Consider the following 22,132-nt stretch of genomic DNA (forward strand, 5'->3'; position numbering starts at 1 on the left):
GTGAGAGTAGGTCATCGCCAGACGCCCAATTTAGGTTTTCACTTTTTTGAAAAGTGAAATCAAAAATTAGTTAACCTGCCGGTTGCAGTTAACATATTGATTTTGCTGATATGGCTCAGTCGGTAGAGCGCATCCTTGGTAAGGATGAGGTCCCCAGTTCGATTCTGGGTATCAGCACCAGTTTTACTTGGTGACAATAGCATTGTGGTCCCACCTGATCCCATCCCGAACTCAGAAGTGAAACACAATCGCGCCGATGGTAGTGTGGGGCTTCCCCATGTGAGAGTAGGTCATCGCCAAGTGCTTATTTAGTCGATAAGGCCACCCAAGCGGGTGGCCTTTTTGCATTTTCATCTTTTAGTATTTGGTCCTTCACCTCAGATGCTGCTTTTTTGAGATTATTCATCTCTAGAGGCTATGTACTACGCTTGTGAAGGTAACCTTGATTTCTTGGTGTCTTATCAATGTGAGCTAGTGAGATTAAGCACAATTAAAAAGGCCGCTTTCGCGGCCTTTGACTCAGTGGTATCAATTAGACTAAATCACTTAAGATCTTATCGAGAATTGGCTTATTGGCATCAGGAAACGCTAAGCTAGGCAATTCAGTAAAACTGACCCATCTGATCTCTTGTCCTTCTGCGCCTTGCTCTTGGCCAGTGAAAGCTGTTACCAAATGGATATCGAGAAACACCTGCTTTTCTGGGTAGTCATAGCTTAGGGTCATGAAGGGGGAAGTTTCAGTTGCGCTGATGCCGATCTCTTCTTCTAGTTCACGTACTAAGGCAGCTGTGACGTCTTCATTGGCTTCGACTTTACCGCCAGGAAACTCCCATTTGCCGCCTTGGTGAAGATGGCCATGACGCTTGGCTAGCAGAACTTGCTGTTCTCGCAGTATGACACCTACTGCTACATGTACTCGTTTAGTCACTGTTATTGCTCTTTAAAGAAATCGGGTTCGTCGTAGCCCAAATCATCGAGCAGTTGCTCATCAATCGTAGGTTTGACTGGAATGGCGTGTTTCTCTGCAGCCCAATCACCGAGGTCAATCAACTTACAGCGCTCGCTGCAGAATGGACGAAATGTAGATTCTGGGCCCCAAATAACATCCTTTTGACAGGTAGGGCATTTTACAATTGTTGGCATAACCTAGACCTAGTTGGTGTAACAAGGCCATGGTAACGATTTCAGTCGCAAGTCGCCAGCAAGAACTCTACCGGTTGTTGTGAGTGCTTCTGTTGGTCAAATTGAACGAAGTGAATGGCAAAGCGATTACGATGACCGCTAATAGTTGGATAGCAACCATTAGCGATATTGAGCTTCACTCGGATTAACGACAAACTCTGACTGGATTCTTTTTGAAAGAAGCCCGCTGGCGCAATTTCACGACGGTATTCACAGCTTTCGCGAGATGCGGCAAGTAGCAGTGTTATAGGATTAAGCAGGCAGCGAAAGTGAGCAACCCATTGTTCGTAATCGTATTGCCGCTCTTGCCAGGGTTTTGATAACCAGAAGTGAAGTTGTGGTAAGTCGAAGTTGCAGCATGCTCCAGGCATACTAAAGCGCTGTCTGAGCGCACTGATAAAACGATTCTGCTTGAGATGGAGACCCGGCCGCTCAGCAATAAGTAGCTGTTCACGACAATCAAGCAGTTCGCTCAATAGGGCCGAATTCAATGCGCCTGGATCAGCCTTTAACAGGCTCAGTTGCCTATCAATATCCTTTAAAATCTCGCTACGAAAATCGCAACGTTCCGCTAATTCGCATAGCGAAAAAAGAGGATAAAAACACCGCTGTTGGTGATCCTCTTCAAGATGGGTATCAAGTTGCTTAGCTAAATGCTCTAGTCGAAGGTAATTGCGAACCTTCTCATTGAGCGGTTGCTCAAATAATAATTCACTCATGACGTTTCTTGGCAGTTACTGATTGATTTAAGTATTTTTTATGTAGTGCCAGAATCTGAGACCTTAGCGCGTCTACATCTCCTTCGTTGCTAACAACATCATCTGCGCCCTTGAGTCGCTGTTCGCGACCAATTTGGCTACTCATGATGCTTCTAACTTGTGCTTTGGACACCTGATCCCGCTCAATAGTTCGCCGGATTTGTGTTTCTTCTGCAATATCTATCACTAAAGTGTGATTAACTAAACGTTCCAGATGGTTTTCAAACAGTAGCGGTACCACCATCAAGGCATAGGGGGATCGAGCCTGCTGACATTGCGCTACCATACGTTGGCGAATAAGTGGGTGTAAAAGCGCATTAAGCCATGTCCGCTCGTTTGGATGTTGGAAGATGTGCTCCCTTAACTTTGCACGATCTAAGGCGCCATCTGCTGTGAGTATGGTGTCACCAAAATGGTTGACGATTTGCTGTAGACCATTGCTGCCTTTCGCTACAACTTCCCGAGCGATGATATCCGCATCAACGATAACTACGCCTAGTTCGGCAAAAAGATTCGCTACCGTGCTTTTACCACTGCCTATACCTCCCGTCAGGCCAACAATGTAATCGGCCATTACAGGGTACCCAGATACCAATTCACGATATCTTGTCCCCAAACTAAGGCTATCCAGCCAGCCAGCGCGATATAGGGCCCGAAAGGAATTGGATTATTGCGCCCCATGCCTTTAAAGATAATCATGCTAATGCCTATCACTGCACCCACTAGCGAAGACAGCAAAATGATGAGCGGCAGCATTTGCCAGCCGAGCCATGCGCCGAACAGCGCCATTAGCTTAAAATCGCCATAGCCCATACCTTCTTTGCCGGTCAGCAATTTAAATAGCCAAAACACGCTCCAGAGGCTTAGATAGCCCGCAATCGCGCCAATAATGGCATTATCGAGCGAGGTAAAGGTATTAAAATAGTTGGCGATAATCCCCAACCACAAAAATGGCAGTGTCAGCTGATCCGGCAATAGCATTTCATCAAGGTCGATACCTGTCATGGCGATCAAGGCAAAGCTGAGTACCGCGGCTAAGGCAAACTCGATAGTGGGGCCGAAATGCCAGGCAAGTATTGCCACTAACGCACCATTTAAAAACTCGAAGATCGGATAGCGGACAGAGATAGGCTGTTTGCAAGCCGCGCACTTACCACCGAGCAATAACCAGCCGACAATGGGGAGATTGTGCCAAGGTTTAATCGCAGCTTTGCATTTGGGGCAGGTAGAGTTGGGCACCACAAGATTAAAACGTTCAGGGAACTGGTCTAGCGGCTTAAGTAGCTTTTGTTTTTCTAACGCTTGATACGCAGCAGGTTGGTATTCTTCTAAGAACTGGTTACATTCCTGCTGCCACTCGCGTTTCATCATCACCGGAAGGCGAAAAATCACCACGTTAATAAAACTGCCAATCACGGCAGCGAAGACGAAGGCAAGCGCAATAAATACGATAGGATATTGCCCCATCAAACTGATAAATGACTGCATAGTATTATTGTTTTAGTTAATAAATTAGTAGGGGGTAAGTACTAGCCGACAACGTTACCCAATTGGAAGATTGGCAGGTACATACCCACAATCAAACTGCCTACGAGGCCACCAATCACCACCATCATCATGGGTTCGATCAAGGCAGACAACCCATCCACGGCATCATCGACCTGCATCTCGTAGATATTGGCGATTTTGTTGAGCATATTATCCAGTGAGCCAGATTCTTCGCCGATCATCACCATCTGGATCAGCATGTCAGGGAACAACTTGGTGGTACGCATGGCCACGTTCATCTGCATCCCTGCCATCACTTCGGTACGGACATTGCCTAATGCTTTGCGGTATACGGCATTGCCAGCTGCGCCAGCGGCAGATTCCAAGCCATCAATCAAGGGAACACCTGCGGCAAATGTGGTGGCCAGTGTGCGGGCAAAGCGCGCCATGGCTCCTTTGTGTAAAATTTCACCAATAACCGGGATTTTTAGCACTAATTCATCGATTTTATCACGGAATTTTTGTGAGTTACGATGCGCACGTACAAACAGCCAAATCGCGAGCACAATACCACCGAAGAACAAATACCACGTGGCTTGCAGCGCACGAGAAATATTAATAATTAACTGGGTAAAGGCGGGTAGTTCGGCACCGAAACCTGCAAAGATACTCTCAAATTGAGGTACCACAAATAGTAAAAGCAGAGTAGTAACTGCGACAGCGACAACAACGACTGCTGCAGGATAAAACATCGCTTTTTTAATTTTGGACTTTAAGGCTTCAGCCTTCTCTTTGTAGGTGGCAATGCGATCAAATACGGTATCGAGTGCGCCAGAATGCTCACCGGCAGCGACCAAATCGACATAAAGATCGTCAAAATAGAGGCGATGTGGCCTTAATGCATCAGACAGTGGAATACCTGATTGCACATCATTAAGGATAGTCCCAAGTAAAATGCGCATCTTGGGCTTTTCATGGCCGCGAGAAATCAGCTCAATAGAGGTCACTAAGGGAACACCGGCAGATAGCATGGTAGCTATTTGGCGCGTCACCATGGCGATATCCATCGGCTTAATTTTTTTGTTTTCGTTGCTGAATAGACTAGCTGATTTCTTCGCAACGGTTTTAGGGATAATGCCTTGGTTTTTTAACTGGGTTTTGACTTCGGCAACGGTAGCACCGCGGAGTTCACCTTCGGTCTTTTTACCGTCACGGTTGACGCCCTTCCAAGTAAAAGTATAGATAGTGGGTTGCTTTTTGTCTTTGGCGGCGCCAGTGCGCTTGCGAGCGGAAGATGCTGTTGCCATAACTCACGTATCCTTTTTCGCTGGCTTATTCTTGTCGGCTATTACTGAATTTAGACAGAAATTGAGACGATTAATAGCGTTTACATTAAAAACTGGTGACGCGATTGATTTCGGCCATGCTGGTGACGCCCTGAATTACCTTGAGTAATCCAGAATCACGCAGATCGCGCATGCCTTGCTGTTTGGCCATTTGCGCAATTTGCAGCGAATTGCCACCTTCCATAATGACACGGGCGATTTCATCGGACATCTTCATTACTTCGTAAATACCGACGCGACCTTTATAACCGCCGGAGCAATGCTCACAGCCCACGGGTTTATAGACGGTAAAGCCTTCGGCGATTTGTGCTTCGTTGAACCCTAATTTTAATAGCTCATGTTCGGGAATGTCTTCTGCTTCGCGGCAGTTGGCACAGAGGCGACGGGCCAAACGCTGGGCAATAATCAAATTGACTGAGCTGGCGATGTTGTAACCGGGGACGCCCATATTCAACAGACGAGTTAAGGTTTCAGAAGATGAGTTGGTATGTAGCGTCGATAATACCAAGTGACCTGTTTGTGCCGCTTTAATGGCAATTTCTGCGGTTTCCAAGTCACGGATTTCCCCCACCATCACCACATCTGGATCCTGACGAAGGAACGAACGCAGCGCTGAGGCAAAGGTTAATCCAGCTTTGATATTAATATGGACTTGGTTAACACCTTCCAAGTTAATCTCTACCGGGTCTTCGGCGGTGGAGATATTGCGCTCTTCGGTGTTAAGAATATTGAGGCCAGTATAGAGTGATACAGTCTTACCTGAGCCTGTCGGGCCGGTCACCAGAATCATCCCTTGTGGCCGCGCGAGCATCTCCAAGTAAAGTTGCTTTTGGTCTTCTTCATAGCCGAGTTTTTCAATGCCGAGCTGTGCTGAGGACGAGTCTAAAATCCGCATTACGATTTTTTCGCCCCACAATGTGGGTAGGGTGGACACTCGAAAATCGATACTTTTGCTGCGACTGAGCTTCATCTTAATGCGGCCGTCTTGCGGCACCCGACGCTCGGCGATGTCCAGTTTAGACATCACCTTTAAACGGGCGGATAAACGCGCAGCTAAATTAACCGGCGGCTCGGCGACCTCATGTAAAATGCCATCAATACGAAAACGTACCCGATAGCGCTTCTCATAGGGTTCAAAGTGCAAGTCTGATGCCCCGCGACGAATGGCATCGGTGAGAATTTTATTGATATAGATAACAATCGGAGCATCATCAGCGCCTTCTGCAGAATCTTCTTGGCGTTTGTCGGTATCGGTAATTTCGATACCAGCGAGGGCATTTTCATCAATACCGCTCAGATCGAGCGAGGAAATATCTTCCTCAAGCACTTTTTCCAAGGCTTTGGATAACTTATCTTCTTCAACCAGAATGGCTTCAGCATGTAAGCCCGCACTGAATTGAAAATCTTCTAAGGCGGAGATGTTTGTCGGATCTGAAGTGGCTACATATAACCTATTGCCACGTTTAAATAGCGGTAAGCACCGATGTTTCTCGACCAGTTTATGATTAAGAAATTCTTCGGGAATGCTGGCTACATCGAATTCGGCTAAATCTAAAAGCGGAGTGCCGTATTCCTCGTAGCAGAGTTCAGCAATAGTTCTAGCTGACAAAAACTGGTTGGTCACCAGAGCAGTGACCAACGAAGTTTTATTTTTGCGTGCTAAAGCCACAGCCTCTTTAAGCCTGCTTTCATCAAGCAGGCTCTTACGGATAAATAAAGCAGACAGTCCTAAATGGAGGCTGGTGGTTGGCATTTAATTATGTTTACCAATTAGTGCAATATATTATCAGTCTTGACACCAATTTTTAGTAGTACACGTACCTGTAACCGCCCAGGTTAAAGGAGTCCCAGCTGTAGGTGTTGCTGTCATAGTTGTCGAATCAGAGTTTGCGTCAGAAGTAGCACTGATAACACCATCCGCAACCGTCAATGTCGCAATATTCTCTGATGGAAGAGTTGGCAAAATGATGCCGTATGCTCCGGCATCACACTCTGTTAAATCATTTGTTTCTTGAAAACAGATTGTAACAGCTGTTCTTAGCGCACCAACAGCAGTATTAACTTCAGAAAAGCGCGATTTTTTAGTGTAATCTTGATAAGCAGGCAATGCGATTGCTGCCAGAATACCGATGATGGCTACTACGATCATCAATTCGATCAGGGTAAAACCCTTCGCTGATTTACTTTTCATACCTTTCATTTTCAATCTCTCCAGATCTGGCAGCAAGTTACGGGTTACGAGCTACGAGCTTGCACTGCACTTTCAATCATACATCAACCTTTTACCGTAACAGCGCTACTCAACATCATTATTCAAGTAGGCTGGCTGAGCAAAATCCTTTTGACGCTAAATTGAACGCTGGTGCACCGTTACGAGCTGTCATCGACTTGCGCGCCGTCAGTGTTAGTTAACCAGTGTCGTTTATGGCAATCCGTAAAGCAGTCGACTAAATTCTGCGTTCATTACAGCCTATGGCTGCTTTTCCTCCCGAGTCGCGATTAGAAAACTATATCAGTAATCGCTACTCTAAATTAAGCTGACAAATGTTAAAAATGTTAACTCAACTTGGGGTGGAACAGAAAGTAACCGACCTGTTCGCCAGACGGAAGGCCACAGGCGGCCATCTCGCCACAGATAAACGTTAGACCATTGTGAACAGAATTAAAATGGGCAACAGGCATTTTTTTTGAATTTTTTGCGAAAATTCGGCTATTTGAGCGTTATTCGATAGCTTTGTTAATGTCATGTTTTTGGCTACAAATGTTGGTGAGTCAAAAACTCATACAGTGTCAAAACTATTGTTTCATTGTTGTTAATTAACGTTCAAATGTTACTCAGTTTATCTTTGATCTAGAAGCCTTTGGCAGCCCGTTATTTGAGCTGTTCCCGGCGTAAATTCGCAGCGAGCAACTAACTTTTGAAGTACTAACTTTTAAAGCGCATTGATAGATCGAGCGCTCGAAGATGTTTGGTTAGCGCACCTACAGAGATGTAATCGACCCCAGTGTTGGCAAATTGACCAATGGTTTCTAAGGTCACGTCGCCAGAAACTTCTAACTTAGCGCCCGCATCTCGTGACTTATATTGATTATTAAGCTCTACGGCACTTAGCATCATAGTGACATCAAAGTTATCGAGCATGACGATATCGGCGGCCGCGTCTAACGCTTGGGTGAGCTCTTCAAGAGACTCGACTTCCACTTCCACTGGTTTGGTTGGATGGAGGTTTTTGGCGGTTGTCACTGCAGCGTGAATACCGCCGCAGGCCATAATGTGGTTCTCTTTGATCAAAAAGGCGTCAAACAGTCCGATACGGTGATTCTTGCCGCCGCCGCTGGTGACTGCATATTTTTGTGCGGTGCGCAGTCCAGGCAGGGTTTTACGGGTATCGAGCAGCTGGCATTGCGTTCCTGCCAGTTTGTCGGCGTACAGCTTGGTTAAGCTAGCGACGCCGGACAGTGTTTGAATAAAGTTCATCGCCGTGCGTTCACCGGTGAGTAGAATACGTGCTGGTCCAGAGAGTTCACATAGCTTCTGACCGGCAACAATTAGGTCACCGTCATCAACATGCCACTGAATTGCGACCTCGCCGCCGAGCTGTTTAAATACTTGCTCTGCCCAGGCTTTTCCGCAAAATACGCCATCTTCGCGGGTGATCAGTACCGCTTCACCATGTTGTTCAGCCGGAATGAGCTGCGCAGTGATATCACCATCACTCACACTTAGATGCCCTAAATCCTCATCTAACGCTGCTTTTACGCTGACTCTGATATCGTTTTCCAACATGATGATTTCCTGCTAATCAAATAAGTGAAGTAAGCATTAAAAGATTAGCATAAAGGGCGATTTGGCGGGTACTGTTAACATGCAGTTGTTGATAGTGTTTGCTAAAGTATTCATCAGCTTGCGTATCACTTAAGCTAATATATTGATCTGTTGATAAAAGAGCCAGAAATGGATAACAACTCAGTGTCTACTATTGTTCTGCCAGACTTAGTGCAGTGGCAACATGGCTGGTGCAACGTTGCCAGAAAGGTGTTGTCACCGCACTTCAATCAACGGCCTAACGCCGAGGTCAGCGTGTTAGTGATTCACAACATAAGTCTGCCAGCGGGTCAGTTTGGGCTACCTTATATAGAGGCGTTGTTTTGCGGTAGTTTGGATTGTCAGATTGATGCGAGTTTTGCCGAATTGGAAGGATTGCAGGTGTCAGCGCACTTTCTAATTCGTCGTGATGGTGAGATTGTGCAATTTGTCTCTTGCGACGAGCGAGCCTGGCATGCGGGCGTATCGCAGTTTTTGGAGCGCAGTAACTGTAATGATTTCTCTATCGGCATCGAACTTGAAGGAACAGATACTTCTGGCTATACCGATATGCAGTATCAGCAGTTGATTGCGTTAACTCGCTCAATCCAGCAGGTTTATCCGGCGATAGAGCGTTCACGTATTGTTGGCCACAGTGACATTGCACCACAGCGCAAGACAGATCCCGGTGTTGGATTTGACTGGCAGCGTTATCTAGCGGCAATATGACTTGAACTGTGAGGGCAGGAGCGCCAAATGGCATTGTTTTCGTTACTAATTGCGGTATTGATTGAGCGACTAAAGTTCGTTCCTAAACTGATGCAACTGGACAGTATGTTTGCTTGGTATCGGGCGCACTTTTTTACTGAGGACTTACTACGCAGTAAAAGCGGCATCTGGTTGGCTTTGTTATTTCCGGCGTTATCGGTGTTAGCACTGCAGTGGGTGATCCATGGTTGGTTGTTTGGGTTACCTTCCCTGCTGCTGTGGGTGGTTGTGGCTGCACTGTGTCTTACGCATCAAGCGGTACGCGATAAGTTTAAACAATATATGCAGGCCGCCTGTCGTGGCGATTTGGAAGCGTGTTACTTGCATGCAACCGAGTTGGATTTTGAAGAGTGCCTAAGTGATGTCAGTGCGGCGGAGCTAGGTGCTCGAGTGGGCCAGTTAGCCGCATGGCTCAACTATCGTTATTACGGCGCAGTAGCCTTCTATTTGATCATTCTAGGACCTGCTGGCGTGATGTTTTATTGCACTGCTCGCTATTTCTGTCATTTAAAAGAAGCGTCGCCATTGCCCGTGCCCGCAAATCTGATGTTTGCGCTTGATTGGTTGCCATCACGCATTGTGTCGTTGGGCTATGCGCTGAGTGGTCATTTTGCCTCAGCTTTTGGGCGCTGGCGCGAGCTAGTGTTTACATTCGATAGTCAACCGAAAAGGATTGTTGCCGAAGTCGCATTAGCCGCGGAGGAGTTACCCGAACAAAGCGGCGCGCCTGTGTGTGTGCGTTCTACGCTGGCGTTGTTGGCGTTAAGTAAGCGCAACTTTATGTTGATTTTAACAACGTTGGCGATACTGACCATCTTTGGATTGGTGCAGTAATTTGTCCACGTCACTGCCAGACGAAATGTTTGGCAGTCTGATTCATACGTATTTGGTTGGTTAAAATTTATCCATTTCAACCTATTAGACTAAAGTCTGAACATTAGAACAAATGTCAGAAAAGGGTGGCGTGTTAGGCAAAAAATGGATTAAATTGACGCACGTCACGATCTAGACAAGAAAAATGTGATTTGTTAAAGTGCGCTCACTCACCAAATTGGTAAGACCAATTTACAACAAGGAGCTGAGTGCCAAATGGCCTATAGCAAAATTAGTCAGCCGAAAATTTCCGATGTGATCATGGAGCGTATTGAGCAGATGATCCTCGAAGGAAGTTTGAAGCCAGGTCAAAAACTCCCACCTGAGCGTGAGTTGGCACTACAGTTTGAAGTTTCCCGTCCATCACTCCGTGAAGCGATTCAAAAACTCGAAGCAAAAGGGCTGTTGCTGCGTCGTCAAGGCGGTGGCACTTATGTCAAAGAGCAGCTATGGAAAAGCATGGCTGATCCGATTGTTGAGCTGATGCTCAGCGATTCTGAAAGTCAGTACGACCTGCTGGAGTTTCGTCATGCCACTGAAGGCATGATGGCGTATTTCGCTGCATTACGCGGCACTGATGCCGACATGGATAACTTGGAAAATATGCTGGAGCAAGTTGAGCAGGCCAGCGGTATCGACAATATGGCGACAGCCATTGTGAATTTTTATCGTGCCATTGCAGAAGCATCACATAACGTGGCCATGCTGCATCTGGTACTCAGTTTAACTTCTGTGCTGCATAAAAACGTGGCACAAAACCTGGAGCTTCTGAGCCGTCGTGAAGAAGCTTCATCCGAGGCTAACGAGCATCGGCGAGACCTGCTTGCCGCTATCGTTCGTCGCGATCCTGAAGCCGCACGAGAAGCATCTAACGAGCACTTGAGTTATATCGAGGAAGTGATGCTGTCGGTCCGGGAGGAAGATAGCCGGTTGCAGCGCAGTCTGCGCCGTATTAAGAGCGGTATGTAACACGGGTAGTGGTACCGATTACCGCAACGACAACATTCACCATGTATAGATAAGGACAGTGTCATGTCTGAAAATATGCTACAAGACTTGGATCCATTGGAGACTCAGGAGTGGCTGGAAGCCCTGCAAGCTGTGTTAGAGCAGGAAGGCCCAGAAAGAGCACATTTCCTGTTAGAAAAGTTGATCGAAAAGGCGCGCCGTAACGGCTCCTATCTGCCATATTCCGCAACTACGGCTTATATCAATACCATTCCTGCTGGACAGGAACCACAGATCCCTGGCGACCAAGGATTAGAGCGTCGTATTCGCGCTATTATCCGTTGGAACGCGCTGGCAATGGTTATTCGTGGTTCTAAAAAAGATTTAGAGCTGGGTGGTCACATCGCCAGTTTCGCTTCAAGCGCTACTATTTATGATGTGTGCTTTAACCATTTCTTCCGCGCGCCTAACGCAAAAGATGGCGGTGACTTGGTTTACTTCCAAGGCCACATCGCGCCAGGTATCTACTCGCGTTCTTTCTTAGAAGGTCGCTTGACTGAAGATCAATTGGCGAATTTCCGTCAGGAAGTGGATGGCAAAGGCCTGTCTTCTTATCCGCATCCTAAGCTGATGTCTGACTACTGGCAGTTCCCAACCGTTTCTATGGGCTTGGGTCCTATTCAAGCGATTTATCAAGCGCGTTTCCTGAAATACCTGACTGACCGTGGCATTAAAGATTGCTCTGAGCAAACTGTATATTGCTTCCTCGGTGACGGTGAAGTCGATGAGCCAGAAGCACTAGGCGCTATTGGTTTGGCTGCTCGCGAAGAGCTGGATAACTTGGTGTTTATCATCAACTGTAACCTGCAGCGTTTGGATGGTCCGGTACGTGGTAACGGCAAAATCATTCAAGAGCTGGAAGGTGAATTCCGCGGTGCGGGCTGGGAAGTGATCAAAGTGATTTGGGGTCGCTACTGGGATCCACTATTGGCGCGTGATACCAGCGGCAAACTGCTGCAGTTGATGGAAGAAACCGTAGACGGTGAATACCAAAACTGTAAAGCCAAAGGTGGCGCGTGGACCCGTGAACACTTCTTCGGTAAATACCCTGAGACTGCTGAAATGGTAGCCAACATGTCAGATGATGACATCTGGCGTTTGAACCGTGGTGGTCACGACCCAGTGAAGATTTACGCTGCGCTGGAAAAAGCCAAGAACACCAAAGGCCGTCCAACCGTTATTCTGGCGAAAACCGTAAAAGGTTATGGTCTGGGTGACGCAGGTGAAGGTAAGAACATCGCGCACAATGTGAAGAAAATGGATATCGAATCTATCCGTTACTTCCGCGATCGTTTCAATATTCCAATTCCAGATGACAAGCTGGAAGAAGTGCCGTTCTACCACCCAGGTGAAGATTCAGAAGAGGTGAAATACCTCAAAGCCCGTCGCGAAGCGTTGGGTGGCTACTTGCCAGCACGTCGTCAACAGTTCTCTGAAGACTTAGATGTGCCAGCACTGAAGATCTTTGATGCGATTTTGAAAGGCTCTAACGGCCGTGAAATCTCTACTACCATGGCGTTTGTGCGCGTGCTGACGGCACTGTTGAAAGACAAAGGCATTGGTAAAAACATTGTGCCGATTATTCCGGATGAAGCCCGTACCTTTGGTATGGAAGGCTTGTTCCGTCAAGTGGGTATCTATGCTCACGAAGGCCAAAAATACGTACCGCAAGATAAAGACCAAGTGGCTTACTATCGTGAAGATAAGTCTGGTCAGGTACTGCAAGAAGGGATTAACGAGCTGGGCGCGATGTCTTCCTGGGTATCGGCCGCTACTAGCTACTCGGTGAACGATACACCGATGATCCCATTCTATATCTACTACTCAATGTTCGGTTTCCAACGTATTGGTGACTTGGCATGGGCAGCAGGTGACATGCGTGCGCGTGGTTTCTTGGTCGGCGGTACTTCAGGCCGTACCACACTGAACGGTGAAGGTTTGCAGCACCAAGATGGTCACAGCCACATTCTGGCGAACACTATTCCAAACTGTATCTCCTACGACCCAACCTACGGTTATGAAATCGCGGTAGTCGTTCAAGATGGTATTCGTCGTATGTATGGTGAAAATCAGGAAGATATCTTCTACTACCTGACCACCATGAACGAAAACTACGTACAGCCAGAAATGCCGGCTGGTGCGGAAGAAGGCATCATCAAAGGTATCTACAAACTTGAGTCAGTGGCTGGCTCAGGCAAAGGTAAGGTACAGCTGATGGGCTGTGGCACTATCCTTGAAGAAGTACGTAAAGCAGCGCAAGCCTTGGCGAAAGATTACGGCGTTACTGCTGATGTCTTCAGCGTCACCAGCTTCAACGAGCTGACACGCGATGGCCAAGAGTGTGAACGCTACAACATGCTGCACCCAACTGCTGAAGCGAAAGTGCCGTACATCTCAACAGTATTGGCAAAAGATGCACCAGCAATTGTGGCCACTGACTACATGAAACTGTACGGCGAACAACTACGTGCCTACGTACCAACAGACTACAAAGTGCTGGGTACTGACGGTTTCGGCCGCAGTGACAGCCGCGCTAACCTGCGTCACCACTTTGAAGTGGATGCCACCTTCGTGGTTATCGCAGCGCTGAAGTCTCTGGTTGATCGTGGCGAAATGCCAGTAGATGTGCTGACCAAAGCCATCGCTGAATACGGCATTGATGCTGATAAAATCAGCCCACTGTTCGCATAAGAGGGATAACCAATGGCAGATTTGAAAGAAGTTCTGGTTCCCGATATCGGTGGGGACGAAGTTCAAGTCATCGAAATTTGCGCCAATATTGGCGATACGCTGGCGGAAGAAGATGCGATTGTCACCGTTGAAAGTGATAAAGCGACCATGGACATTCCAGCACCGTTTGCTGGTGTGTTGAAAGAGCTAAAAGTGGCAGTAGGCGACAAAGTATCTGAAGGAACTTTGATTGCGATGCTGGCCGCTGAAGGCGCAGCGGAAGCCGCGCCTGCACCAGCTGCAGAAAAAGCTTCAGAGCCTGTTGCTGCACCTGCGGCAGCACCAACTCCGGCACCAGCAGCTGCTGCGTCAGCCGCTGGCAGTTCACAAGTTATCGAAGTGACCGTGCCAGATATTGGTGATGCCAAAGATGTTGATATCATCGAAGTGCTGGTCAATGTTGGCGACACCATTAACGCTGATGACGGCTTAATCACACTGGAAACCGACAAAGCCACCATGGACGTACCTGCACCGCAGGGCGGCGTGGTGAAGTCTCTGGCGGTTAACGTCGGTGATAAAGTCTCTGAAGGTTCACTGGTACTGACGTTAGAAGTCGCTGGAAGCGGTGCTGCAACTGCAGCGCCTGTTGACGCGGCGCCTGCACCAGCTGCTCAAGCGCCAGCCGCAGCCCCAGCGGCAACTGCTAGCCAAACGATTGAAGTGAAAGTGCCAGATATCGGTGACGCTAAAGACGTCGATATTATTGAAGTCTTGGTCAGTGAAGGCGATACCATCAGTGCTGATGATGGGCTGATCACGCTGGAAACCGACAAGGCCACCATGGATGTACCTGCACCGCAAGGTGGTGTAGTGAAATCGTTGGCGGTGAAAGTCGGTGATAAAGTGTCTGAAGGCTCACTAGTGCTGACTCTGGAAGTGGCGGGTAGTGCACCTGCTGCGGCACCAGCGCCAGCGGCTGAACCTGCTCCGGCAGCGTCAGCTCCTGCAGCCGCTGCGCCAGCGGCGAGCCGTCCACCTGTACCTCATCACCCAAGTGCGGGTGTGGTGCAAACCACAGGTGTGGTGCATGCGTCGCCTTCTGTGCGCCGTTTAGCGCGTGAGTTCGGTGTCGATCTGGGCCAAGTAAAAGGCTCTGGTCGCAAAGGCCGTATTCAGAAGGAAGACGTACAAGCTTATGTGCGTTATGAGCTGTCGCGTCCAAAAGCGAGCGCAGCGACTGCGGTTGCTGGTGGCAATGGCCTGCAAGTGATTGATGCGCCAAAAGTGGACTTCAGCAAATTCGGCGAAGTGGAAGAGATCCCATTGAGCCGTATTCAGAAGATTTCTGGCCCGAACCTGCATCGCAACTGGGTAACTATTCCACATGTGACCCAATTCGACGAAGCGGATATCACAGAGTTGGAAGCGTTCCGTAAACAACAGAACGAACTGGCGGCGAAGAAGAAACAAGCCATCAAGTTCACGCCGCTGGTGTTTATGATGAAGGCGGTGGCGAAAACGCTGCAAGAGTTCCCAACCTTCAACTCAAGCTTGAGCCCTGACGGCGAATCGCTGATCCAGAAAAAGTATTACCACATTGGTGTGGCGGTTGATACGCCTAACGGCTTGGTAGTGCCGGTATTCCGTGATGTGAACAAGAAGTCGATCACTGAGCTGTCACTGGAGCTGATGGATATTTCTGCTAAAGCGCGCGATGGTAAGTTGAAAGCGGCTGACATGCAAGGCAGCTGTTTCACCATCTCTAGCTTGGGTGGTATTGGTGGTACTGCGTTTACGCCAATTGTGAACTATCCAGATGTCGCGATTTTGGGTGTGTCTAAGTCTGAGTTCAAACCGAAATGGAATGGCAAAGAATTTATTCCACGTCTGATGTGCCCACTGTCACTGTCATACGACCACCGTGTGATTGATGGTGCGCTGGCTGCACGCTTCAGCGTGACTTTGTCCAGCTACCTGTCTGACATTCGGACATTAATTATGTAATCACTAAGGCTGACCGGTATGGTCAGCCTTATGTTTAATTGTGATCCCGGTCAAGCGGAGTAAAATGCCCAGCAACCAAAGCTGAGTCTGCTTGAGCGTCCAGGATGGGCCGAGTGTCCACATGGAATGAAATAAATCAGAGGAAAACATGAGTAACGAAATTAAAACACAAGTCGTGGTATTGGGTGCGGGCCCTGCAGGTTACTCTGCTGCGTTCCGTGCAGCGGATCTGGGTCTGGAAACCGTGATTGTTGAACGTTACAGCACCTTGGGTGGTGTATGTCTGAACGTGGGTTGTATTCCTTCAAAAGCGCTGTTGCACGTGGCAAAGGTGATTGAAGAAGCCAAACACATGTCGGCTAACGGTGTGACATTTGGTGAACCCACAATTGATCTGGATAAGCTGCGTGGCTTTAAAGAAAAAGTCATTGGCCAACTGACCGGTGGTTTGGGCGGCATGTCCAAAATGCGCAAAGTTAATGTAGTGAATGGTTTCGGTAAATTCAGCGGCCCGAACAGCATTGAAGTGACGGCTGAAGACGGCACTGTGACGACCGTTAAGTTTGATAACGCCATCATTGCAGCGGGTTCTCGTCCTATCCAATTGCCATTTATTCCGCACGAAGACCCACGTATTTGGGATTCTACTGATGCGCTGGCTCTGAAAGAAATTCCTGGCAAATTGCTGGTGATGGGTGGCGGTATCATTGGTCTGGAAATGGGTACCGTGTATTCATCACTGGGCAGTGATATCGAAGTGGTTGAGATGTTTGATCAAGTGATTCCAGCGGCGGATAAAGACGTCGTGAAAAACTTCACCAAACAGATCAAAAACAAATTCAAACTGATGCTGGAAACCAAAGTGACTGCAGTAGAAGCCAAAGAAGACGGCATCTATGTCAGCATGGAAGGTAAATCAGCACCTGCTGAGCCAGAGCGTTATGACGCAGTGCTGGTGGCGATTGGTCGTACCCCGAATGGTAAGTTGATCGACGCTGACAAAGCCGGCGTGAAAATCGACGAGCGCGGCTTTATCAACGTTGATAAGCAAATGCGCACTAACGTGCCACACATCTTTGCTGTGGGTGACATTGTTGGCCAACCGATGTTGGCACACAAAGGCGTACATGAAGGTCACGTTGCTGCTGAAGTTATCTCTGGTTTGAAACACTTCTTCGATCCAAAAGTGATCCCATCGATTGCTTACACTGATCCAGAAGTGGCTTGGGTTGGTCTGACCGAGAAGCAAGCCAAAGAGCAAGGTATCGCATACGAAACTGCTACCTTCCCATGGGCTGCAAGCGGCCGTGCAATTGCGTCAGAAGCTAGCGAAGGTATGACTAAGCTGATTTTCGAAAAAGAAACTCATCGTATCATCGGTGGTGCACTGGTTGGTGTGAACGCGGGTGAGCTGCTGGGCGAAATCGGCTTGGCGATTGAAATGGGTTGTGATGCAGAAGATATTGCACTGACCATTCACGCCCACCCAACGCTGCATGAGTCTGTTGGCTTAGCTGCAGAGATGTACGAAGGTTCTATTACTGACTTGCCAAACCCTAAGGCAAAAAAGAAAAAGTAACAGATCTTAGTTCATAGCTGAAAGAGCTCGCATGGTGCGGGCTCTTTTTGTTAGTAAATCTGAGCAATTAACCGGAGTTATTTGATTTAACTTTGTTATTTAGCTGTTATAAGCGTGCGTGAGCATTATAATTAGCCCATAAAACCAACGAACAACGCGGGCGACTGAGTACCGGATGAAAAGATTGCTACTGTTTCCTCTGCTATTGATATTGCTGTGCAATATCGCGCCGGTTCAAGCTCAGGATGATTTCATTCAGCGCATCTTTACCGCGAGAGAAGGACTTGGTTCATATAACATCAATTCACTTGCTGAAGATCAGGACGGTTTTGTATGGCTAGCCACACAAGACGGTTTATATCGTATCAGTAATAGTGTCATCCGCCGTATTGACCGTCAGGAAGGTCAATCCTTACTTGATGAGCAGTATCTAACGCTCGTGCGTCCGGTTGGCGAGCATAAGCTTCTGGTCAGTTCCGAATATCAAACCTACCTCTACGATGTTGCGGCTAATCGCTTTCACAAATTGGCTGAGCTTCCGCAACTGCAGCAGTTTCAGGATGGTGCTGTATTGCGGGCGCAGCAACTCGAGGATGGTTCATGGATACTACTGACGGATAAAGGCAGTATCTGGCGTTTGGCACAAGGCGCTAGTGCCATCACTAAGTTATTTACCCTGCCGGAAAATAAGGAATTCTACTGGAGTCGCTTGCAGCTAGTCGGTGACAAACTGCTGCTGGGTAACGGGAAACACCTTGGGCTGTATAACCTGCAGGGCGAATTACTCAAAGATTTTCCTTGGGATGAACAGCTGGGCTGGATTGCCGCGCTCTACCAAGACCAGCAACAGCGCATCTGGATCGGTGGTCGTTATGGTTTGTACCAAGCCGATATCGCCAATAGCAAACTTCACAAGGTGCCGACACTACCCTACAAAATTAACGATATCGTCGATGACGGCAACGGCAATTTATGGGTGGTCGCGAATACCGGACTGCTCAAATATCACCCCGACAGCGGGGTGGTAGAAAACTATACCAAGCGTCTCACGCAAAAGGTGGGTATCGAGTCGGTAAGCTGGTTAATGTTAGATCACCATAATCTGTTATGGCTAACTGGGCCTTCGCAACCACTGGCGATTGCCACCGATGCGCCAACCTTTATTAAAGATAAGATTCAGATTAAAAACGATACCAATCAGCTGGTTGCTACAACTTGGTCATTGTTACGACAACAGCATCACCTATGGCTTGGAGGCGACGGCAATTTATCTCAATTTGACTTGACGAGTCATACAGCAAAGCGGGTCACTTTTACCTCGTTAAAGCCGAGCGATAGCATCTATGTGATGCAACCTCTTGATGAGCAACATCTGCTGTTGGGGACGACCAACGGCTTAGCGATAGTGGACACCACGACCTTATCTGAAGTCCCAGCGACAGCTTGGTTGGATGAGCAGCAGCTACGCGGTCAAGTGGTCTTTGATTTATTCCTACACGCAGATCAATGGTTCATTTCCACTACCGCAGGCTTATTTCGTTGGCAGCCAGCAGCAAAAACCTTGCAGCAGCTCACGCTGCCGCGTGCCGCGAATGAAAACAGCCGCTTGATTTATAAGGTGAGCGCCGATAAGCAGCAGCGTATTTGGGTCGTCGGTGATAGCACCTTTGGCTATTTTGACGGTGACCGATTTATTTCTAAACACGACGATTTACAGTCTCCACAGCTGCCATCGCCGAAGATTAGCCAGATGATGCAGGTAGGAACCGATGAGTATTGGCTGGCGTCACGCGAGACCGGATTGTTGCAATACAATCTCAATACGCAGCAGGTTTCTCACTTAAGCGATGACTGGCAAATCGATTGCCGTACCGTCTATTTTGTTACCCAAACCGATGACTTTCGGATCGCTGGCTGTGCCAACAAGATTATTCGACAGAACAAGCTGACGGGCGACGTCTCGTTGTTTGATAACAGCGACGGCCTTATCGCCAAAGATTTAAATGAAGGTGCGATGTTAATGGACCCGCAGTATGGTCTGTTTGTTGGAACGCCTTCCGGCACCATGTTGTTAGACGTCGCCAAGATGAAAAAGCGTGTGCCCGATATTCACACCATTTTAGAGTCGGTTGCTGTCTATTATGATGATGACATCGCTCGCGATTTGGCGCCGAAAGCGAATATGGTGGTCAATCCAGGCGCGAAGCTCGTCAACTTCCAACTGAGTAATTTTGACTACTTACAGCAAGATAACTTCAGCTTTCAATACCGAATCAAGAAATTAGGCACCACGGCAGAAAACAAGTATCTACTACTCGAAAATCAAACCCAAATTAACATTGCCGGACTCAGCGCTGGCCAATACTTGCTGGAAGTTATTGGCAAAAATAACGGACTTTGGGAACTCCAACCGTTGCAGTTCCCCTTTGTGGTGCATTTATATTGGTGGGAAGCACCATGGTTTAAATTCTTACTGCTTACCGCACTACTGTTAGCGCTGATTTCGATCATCATCTACCGCCATCATCAGGTGAAGCGTTTCCAAACCATCAATAGCGCGTTGGTGTTTAGCGATGAAAGGTTACGTCAGGCATTGCGTGGCAGTGAGTCTGACTTATGGGAATGGCACCATGAGGATGATTGCCTCTACATGCAAAATCACGGCAATGTACTGCATTCAGAGTTACCGGAATTGGTGATGAAGGTACCTGACTTACCGCTACATCCTGATGACCGATCTCAGGTGGAAGAACAGTGGTTTCGCATGCTGAAGGGAGAGCAAGAATTTTTTGACTGTGAATATCGCTACCGCACGGCTGAAGGCACTTGGGGCTGGTTAAAAGTGCGTGGTCGGCCGGTCAACGTGAATAATGAGACCGGTGAAGTGCTCAAAGTTGCGGGCATTTACAGTGATATCACCGAAACTCGCGTATTAGAAAATGAAGTGACGCTGTTGGCGCGCGCATTTGAAAACACCACCGAAGGCGTGTTAATCCTCGATGCTCTGGAACGGGTTGAAGTGAGTAATCAGGCCGCCGAGTCCCTGCTCGGACTGAGTGATAGTCAGATTTCAGGAATGCCAGTGAGCGAGGTTATCTTCCGTCACGATGGTGGTAAAGCAACCGTTATTGAGTTGCTCGATGGCAGTGATACGTGGACTGGCGAGCGTGATTTTATTACCCATGATCAACAGCATCTGCCCGTGTGGTTGAACGTATCCATCATCAAGAATGAGCGTCAGCAACTGCAGTATTTTGTGTTGGTTTTTTCTGATATCAGTGAACGAAAGCAGTCGGAAGCTGAGCTGCGTAAGTTGGCTAACTTTGATGTGTTAACGGGCTTACCTAATCGCAGTTTATTCGCTAACCGTTTGGAAAAAGCGATGATGCGCGCCGACGATCAACAACAAAAGCTGGCGCTATTATTTCTCGACCTCGACCGCTTCAAACAAGTGAATGATTCTTATGGTCATAGCATGGGGGACGCGCTGTTGGTCGAGGCGGCCAATCGTCTGCAATCCGTGTTGCGTAAGGATGAAATTCTCTGTCGTTTTGGCGGTGATGAATTTGTGGTGTTGGTGAACAGTGGTGACATTGATTATATCAATCGGATTTGTGAAGCGATGCTGGAACAGATCTCCAGTCCGTTCAAACTGTTCGGTCGCGAGTTTTTTATCTCTACCAGTATCGGCATTAGTATCTGGCCAGACGATACGCGTCAGTCCGAAACCTTGATTAAGAATGCCGACCAAGCGATGTATCACGCCAAGGATGAAGGGCGTGGCAACTTCCAGTATTACTCACGCGAACGCAATGCCGAGGCGCTATATCATCTGCGTCTGGAAGGCGATTTACGCAAAGCCATTGAGCACAATCAATTTGAATTGCACTACCAAGGTCAGTTTGACCTGTTGCAAGATGACCGTATGACCGGTGTGGAAGCACTGCTGCGCTGGAAGCATCCTCACGATGGCTATGTGCGGCCAGACATTTTCATTAAAGTGGCAGAAAGCTGCGGTTTGATTGTTGATATTGACCGTTGGGTGTTGCAGCAGGCGTGTGTTGATGGCGCCTGTTGGAGCCAAGCTGATGACAGCTTCCGTATGTCGGTCAACATCAGCGCAGTACATTTCCGCCAACCGGACTTTATTGACACTCTGTCGCAAATCTTGAAGCAAACCGGTATGCCAGCTGAGCAACTGACGCTGGAGATTACCGAGGGCGTATTAATGAAAGAGCTGCATGTGGCACGGCAGCATCTGCAGCAGTTACGTTCGATGGGCATTGAAGTGGCCATTGATGACTTCGGCACTGGTTACTCATCGCTTGCTTATTTGCGTCACTTTGAAGTGAATACGCTCAAAGTTGACCGCTCATTCCTTATCGATATTGCCAGCAACAGCGCCGACCAAGCGATTGTGAGCAGTATTATTGAATTAGCGCGTAACCTGAAGCTAAAAGTAGTCGCAGAAGGGGTTGAGACGCGAGAGCAACTGGAGCAAGTCTTTAGTCGAGGTTGTTATGTCATTCAGGGTTATTATTTCTGCAAACCCATGCCTGCAGCAGCGCTGATGGCGTGGTTGGCTGAGCGCGACGCCGAGAAACAATAACCACGGATAATGGCAATTTGTTGATTCATGTCACAGGGA

The 22,132-nt window shown here is 48.0% G+C and carries 16 protein-coding genes, 1 tRNA gene and 1 rRNA gene; 9 read left to right on the forward strand and 9 right to left on the reverse strand.

The window, feature by feature from the left end; translation table 11 throughout:
* The first annotated feature begins 104 nt into the window (after window positions 1–104).
* A tRNA-Thr gene (locus tag HR45_RS17065) sits at window positions 105–180 on the forward strand.
* A 6-nt stretch (window positions 181–186) separates the two neighbouring features.
* Window positions 187–302: ribosomal RNA gene (gene rrf / locus HR45_RS17070) — 5S ribosomal RNA — on the forward strand.
* A 230-nt stretch (window positions 303–532) separates the two neighbouring features.
* On the opposite strand, the gene mutT is transcribed toward rrf, so the two are convergent.
* The 9 genes from mutT to nadC form a co-directional block, all read right to left on the reverse strand.
* Window positions 533–928, reverse strand: a complete 396-nt coding sequence (mutT, locus tag HR45_RS17075; RefSeq protein ID WP_037445432.1) for an 8-oxo-dGTP diphosphatase MutT — start codon at window positions 926–928, stop codon at window positions 533–535.
* Window positions 929–930: 2 nt separating this feature from the next.
* Window positions 931–1,143, reverse strand: coding sequence for a DNA gyrase inhibitor YacG (yacG, locus tag HR45_RS17080; RefSeq protein WP_037445433.1), 213 nt, complete (start codon window positions 1,141–1,143; stop codon window positions 931–933).
* A 41-nt stretch (window positions 1,144–1,184) separates the two neighbouring features.
* A complete protein-coding gene (zapD, locus tag HR45_RS17085; RefSeq protein ID WP_037445434.1) occupies window positions 1,185–1,901 on the reverse strand; it encodes a cell division protein ZapD in 717 nt (238 codons plus the stop codon).
* Window positions 1,894–2,514: a dephospho-CoA kinase gene (gene coaE, locus HR45_RS17090; RefSeq protein WP_037445435.1), complete on the reverse strand. Its 621-nt coding sequence runs from the start codon at window positions 2,512–2,514 to the stop codon at window positions 1,894–1,896. Before coaE ends, zapD begins: the two co-directional genes overlap by 8 nt.
* A complete protein-coding gene (locus HR45_RS17095; protein ID WP_037445437.1) occupies window positions 2,514–3,428 on the reverse strand; it encodes a prepilin peptidase in 915 nt (304 codons plus the stop codon). Before HR45_RS17095 ends, coaE begins: the two co-directional genes overlap by 1 nt.
* 41 nt (window positions 3,429–3,469) lie before the next feature.
* A complete protein-coding gene (locus tag HR45_RS17100; RefSeq protein WP_037445438.1) occupies window positions 3,470–4,735 on the reverse strand; it encodes a type II secretion system F family protein in 1,266 nt (421 codons plus the stop codon).
* Between the two features lie 85 nt (window positions 4,736–4,820).
* Complete coding sequence (pilB, locus tag HR45_RS17105; RefSeq protein WP_037445439.1) at window positions 4,821–6,527, reverse strand: type IV-A pilus assembly ATPase PilB; 1,707 nt, start codon at window positions 6,525–6,527, stop codon at window positions 4,821–4,823.
* Between the two features lie 33 nt (window positions 6,528–6,560).
* A complete protein-coding gene (locus HR45_RS19760) occupies window positions 6,561–6,965 on the reverse strand; it encodes a pilin (protein ID WP_156104117.1) in 405 nt (134 codons plus the stop codon).
* A gap of 735 nt (window positions 6,966–7,700) precedes the next feature.
* Window positions 7,701–8,561, reverse strand: a complete 861-nt coding sequence (nadC, locus tag HR45_RS17115) for a carboxylating nicotinate-nucleotide diphosphorylase (RefSeq protein ID WP_037445441.1) — start codon at window positions 8,559–8,561, stop codon at window positions 7,701–7,703.
* A 168-nt stretch (window positions 8,562–8,729) separates the two neighbouring features.
* Between nadC and ampD the strand changes: the two genes are divergently transcribed.
* The 7 genes from ampD to HR45_RS17150 all read left to right on the forward strand — a co-directional run bounded on the left by ampD (window position 8,730) and on the right by HR45_RS17150 (window position 22,093).
* Complete coding sequence (gene ampD / locus HR45_RS17120; protein WP_430742029.1) at window positions 8,730–9,308, forward strand: 1,6-anhydro-N-acetylmuramyl-L-alanine amidase AmpD; 579 nt, start codon at window positions 8,730–8,732, stop codon at window positions 9,306–9,308.
* A gap of 27 nt (window positions 9,309–9,335) precedes the next feature.
* Entirely contained in the window at window positions 9,336–10,181 is an 846-nt protein-coding gene (ampE, locus tag HR45_RS17125) for a beta-lactamase regulator AmpE (RefSeq protein ID WP_037445443.1), read from the forward strand.
* A gap of 255 nt (window positions 10,182–10,436) precedes the next feature.
* Entirely contained in the window at window positions 10,437–11,189 is a 753-nt protein-coding gene (gene pdhR, locus HR45_RS17130) for a pyruvate dehydrogenase complex transcriptional repressor PdhR (RefSeq protein ID WP_037445444.1), read from the forward strand.
* A 63-nt stretch (window positions 11,190–11,252) separates the two neighbouring features.
* The gene (gene aceE / locus HR45_RS17135; protein WP_037445445.1) at window positions 11,253–13,919 is read left to right on the forward strand and encodes a pyruvate dehydrogenase (acetyl-transferring), homodimeric type; all 2,667 of its coding nucleotides are present in this window, start codon (window positions 11,253–11,255) and stop codon (window positions 13,917–13,919) included.
* Window positions 13,920–13,931: 12 nt separating this feature from the next.
* Entirely contained in the window at window positions 13,932–15,905 is a 1,974-nt protein-coding gene (aceF, locus tag HR45_RS17140; RefSeq protein WP_037445446.1) for a dihydrolipoyllysine-residue acetyltransferase, read from the forward strand.
* A 148-nt stretch (window positions 15,906–16,053) separates the two neighbouring features.
* Window positions 16,054–17,484, forward strand: coding sequence for a dihydrolipoyl dehydrogenase (lpdA, locus tag HR45_RS17145; protein WP_037445447.1), 1,431 nt, complete (start codon window positions 16,054–16,056; stop codon window positions 17,482–17,484).
* A 175-nt stretch (window positions 17,485–17,659) separates the two neighbouring features.
* Window positions 17,660–22,093: an EAL domain-containing protein gene (locus HR45_RS17150; RefSeq protein ID WP_037445448.1), complete on the forward strand. Its 4,434-nt coding sequence runs from the start codon at window positions 17,660–17,662 to the stop codon at window positions 22,091–22,093.
* Window positions 22,094–22,132: the final 39 nt, after the last annotated feature.

Source organism: Shewanella mangrovi, from assembly GCF_000753795.1.
Lineage (GTDB): Bacteria > Pseudomonadota > Gammaproteobacteria > Enterobacterales > Shewanellaceae > Shewanella > Shewanella mangrovi.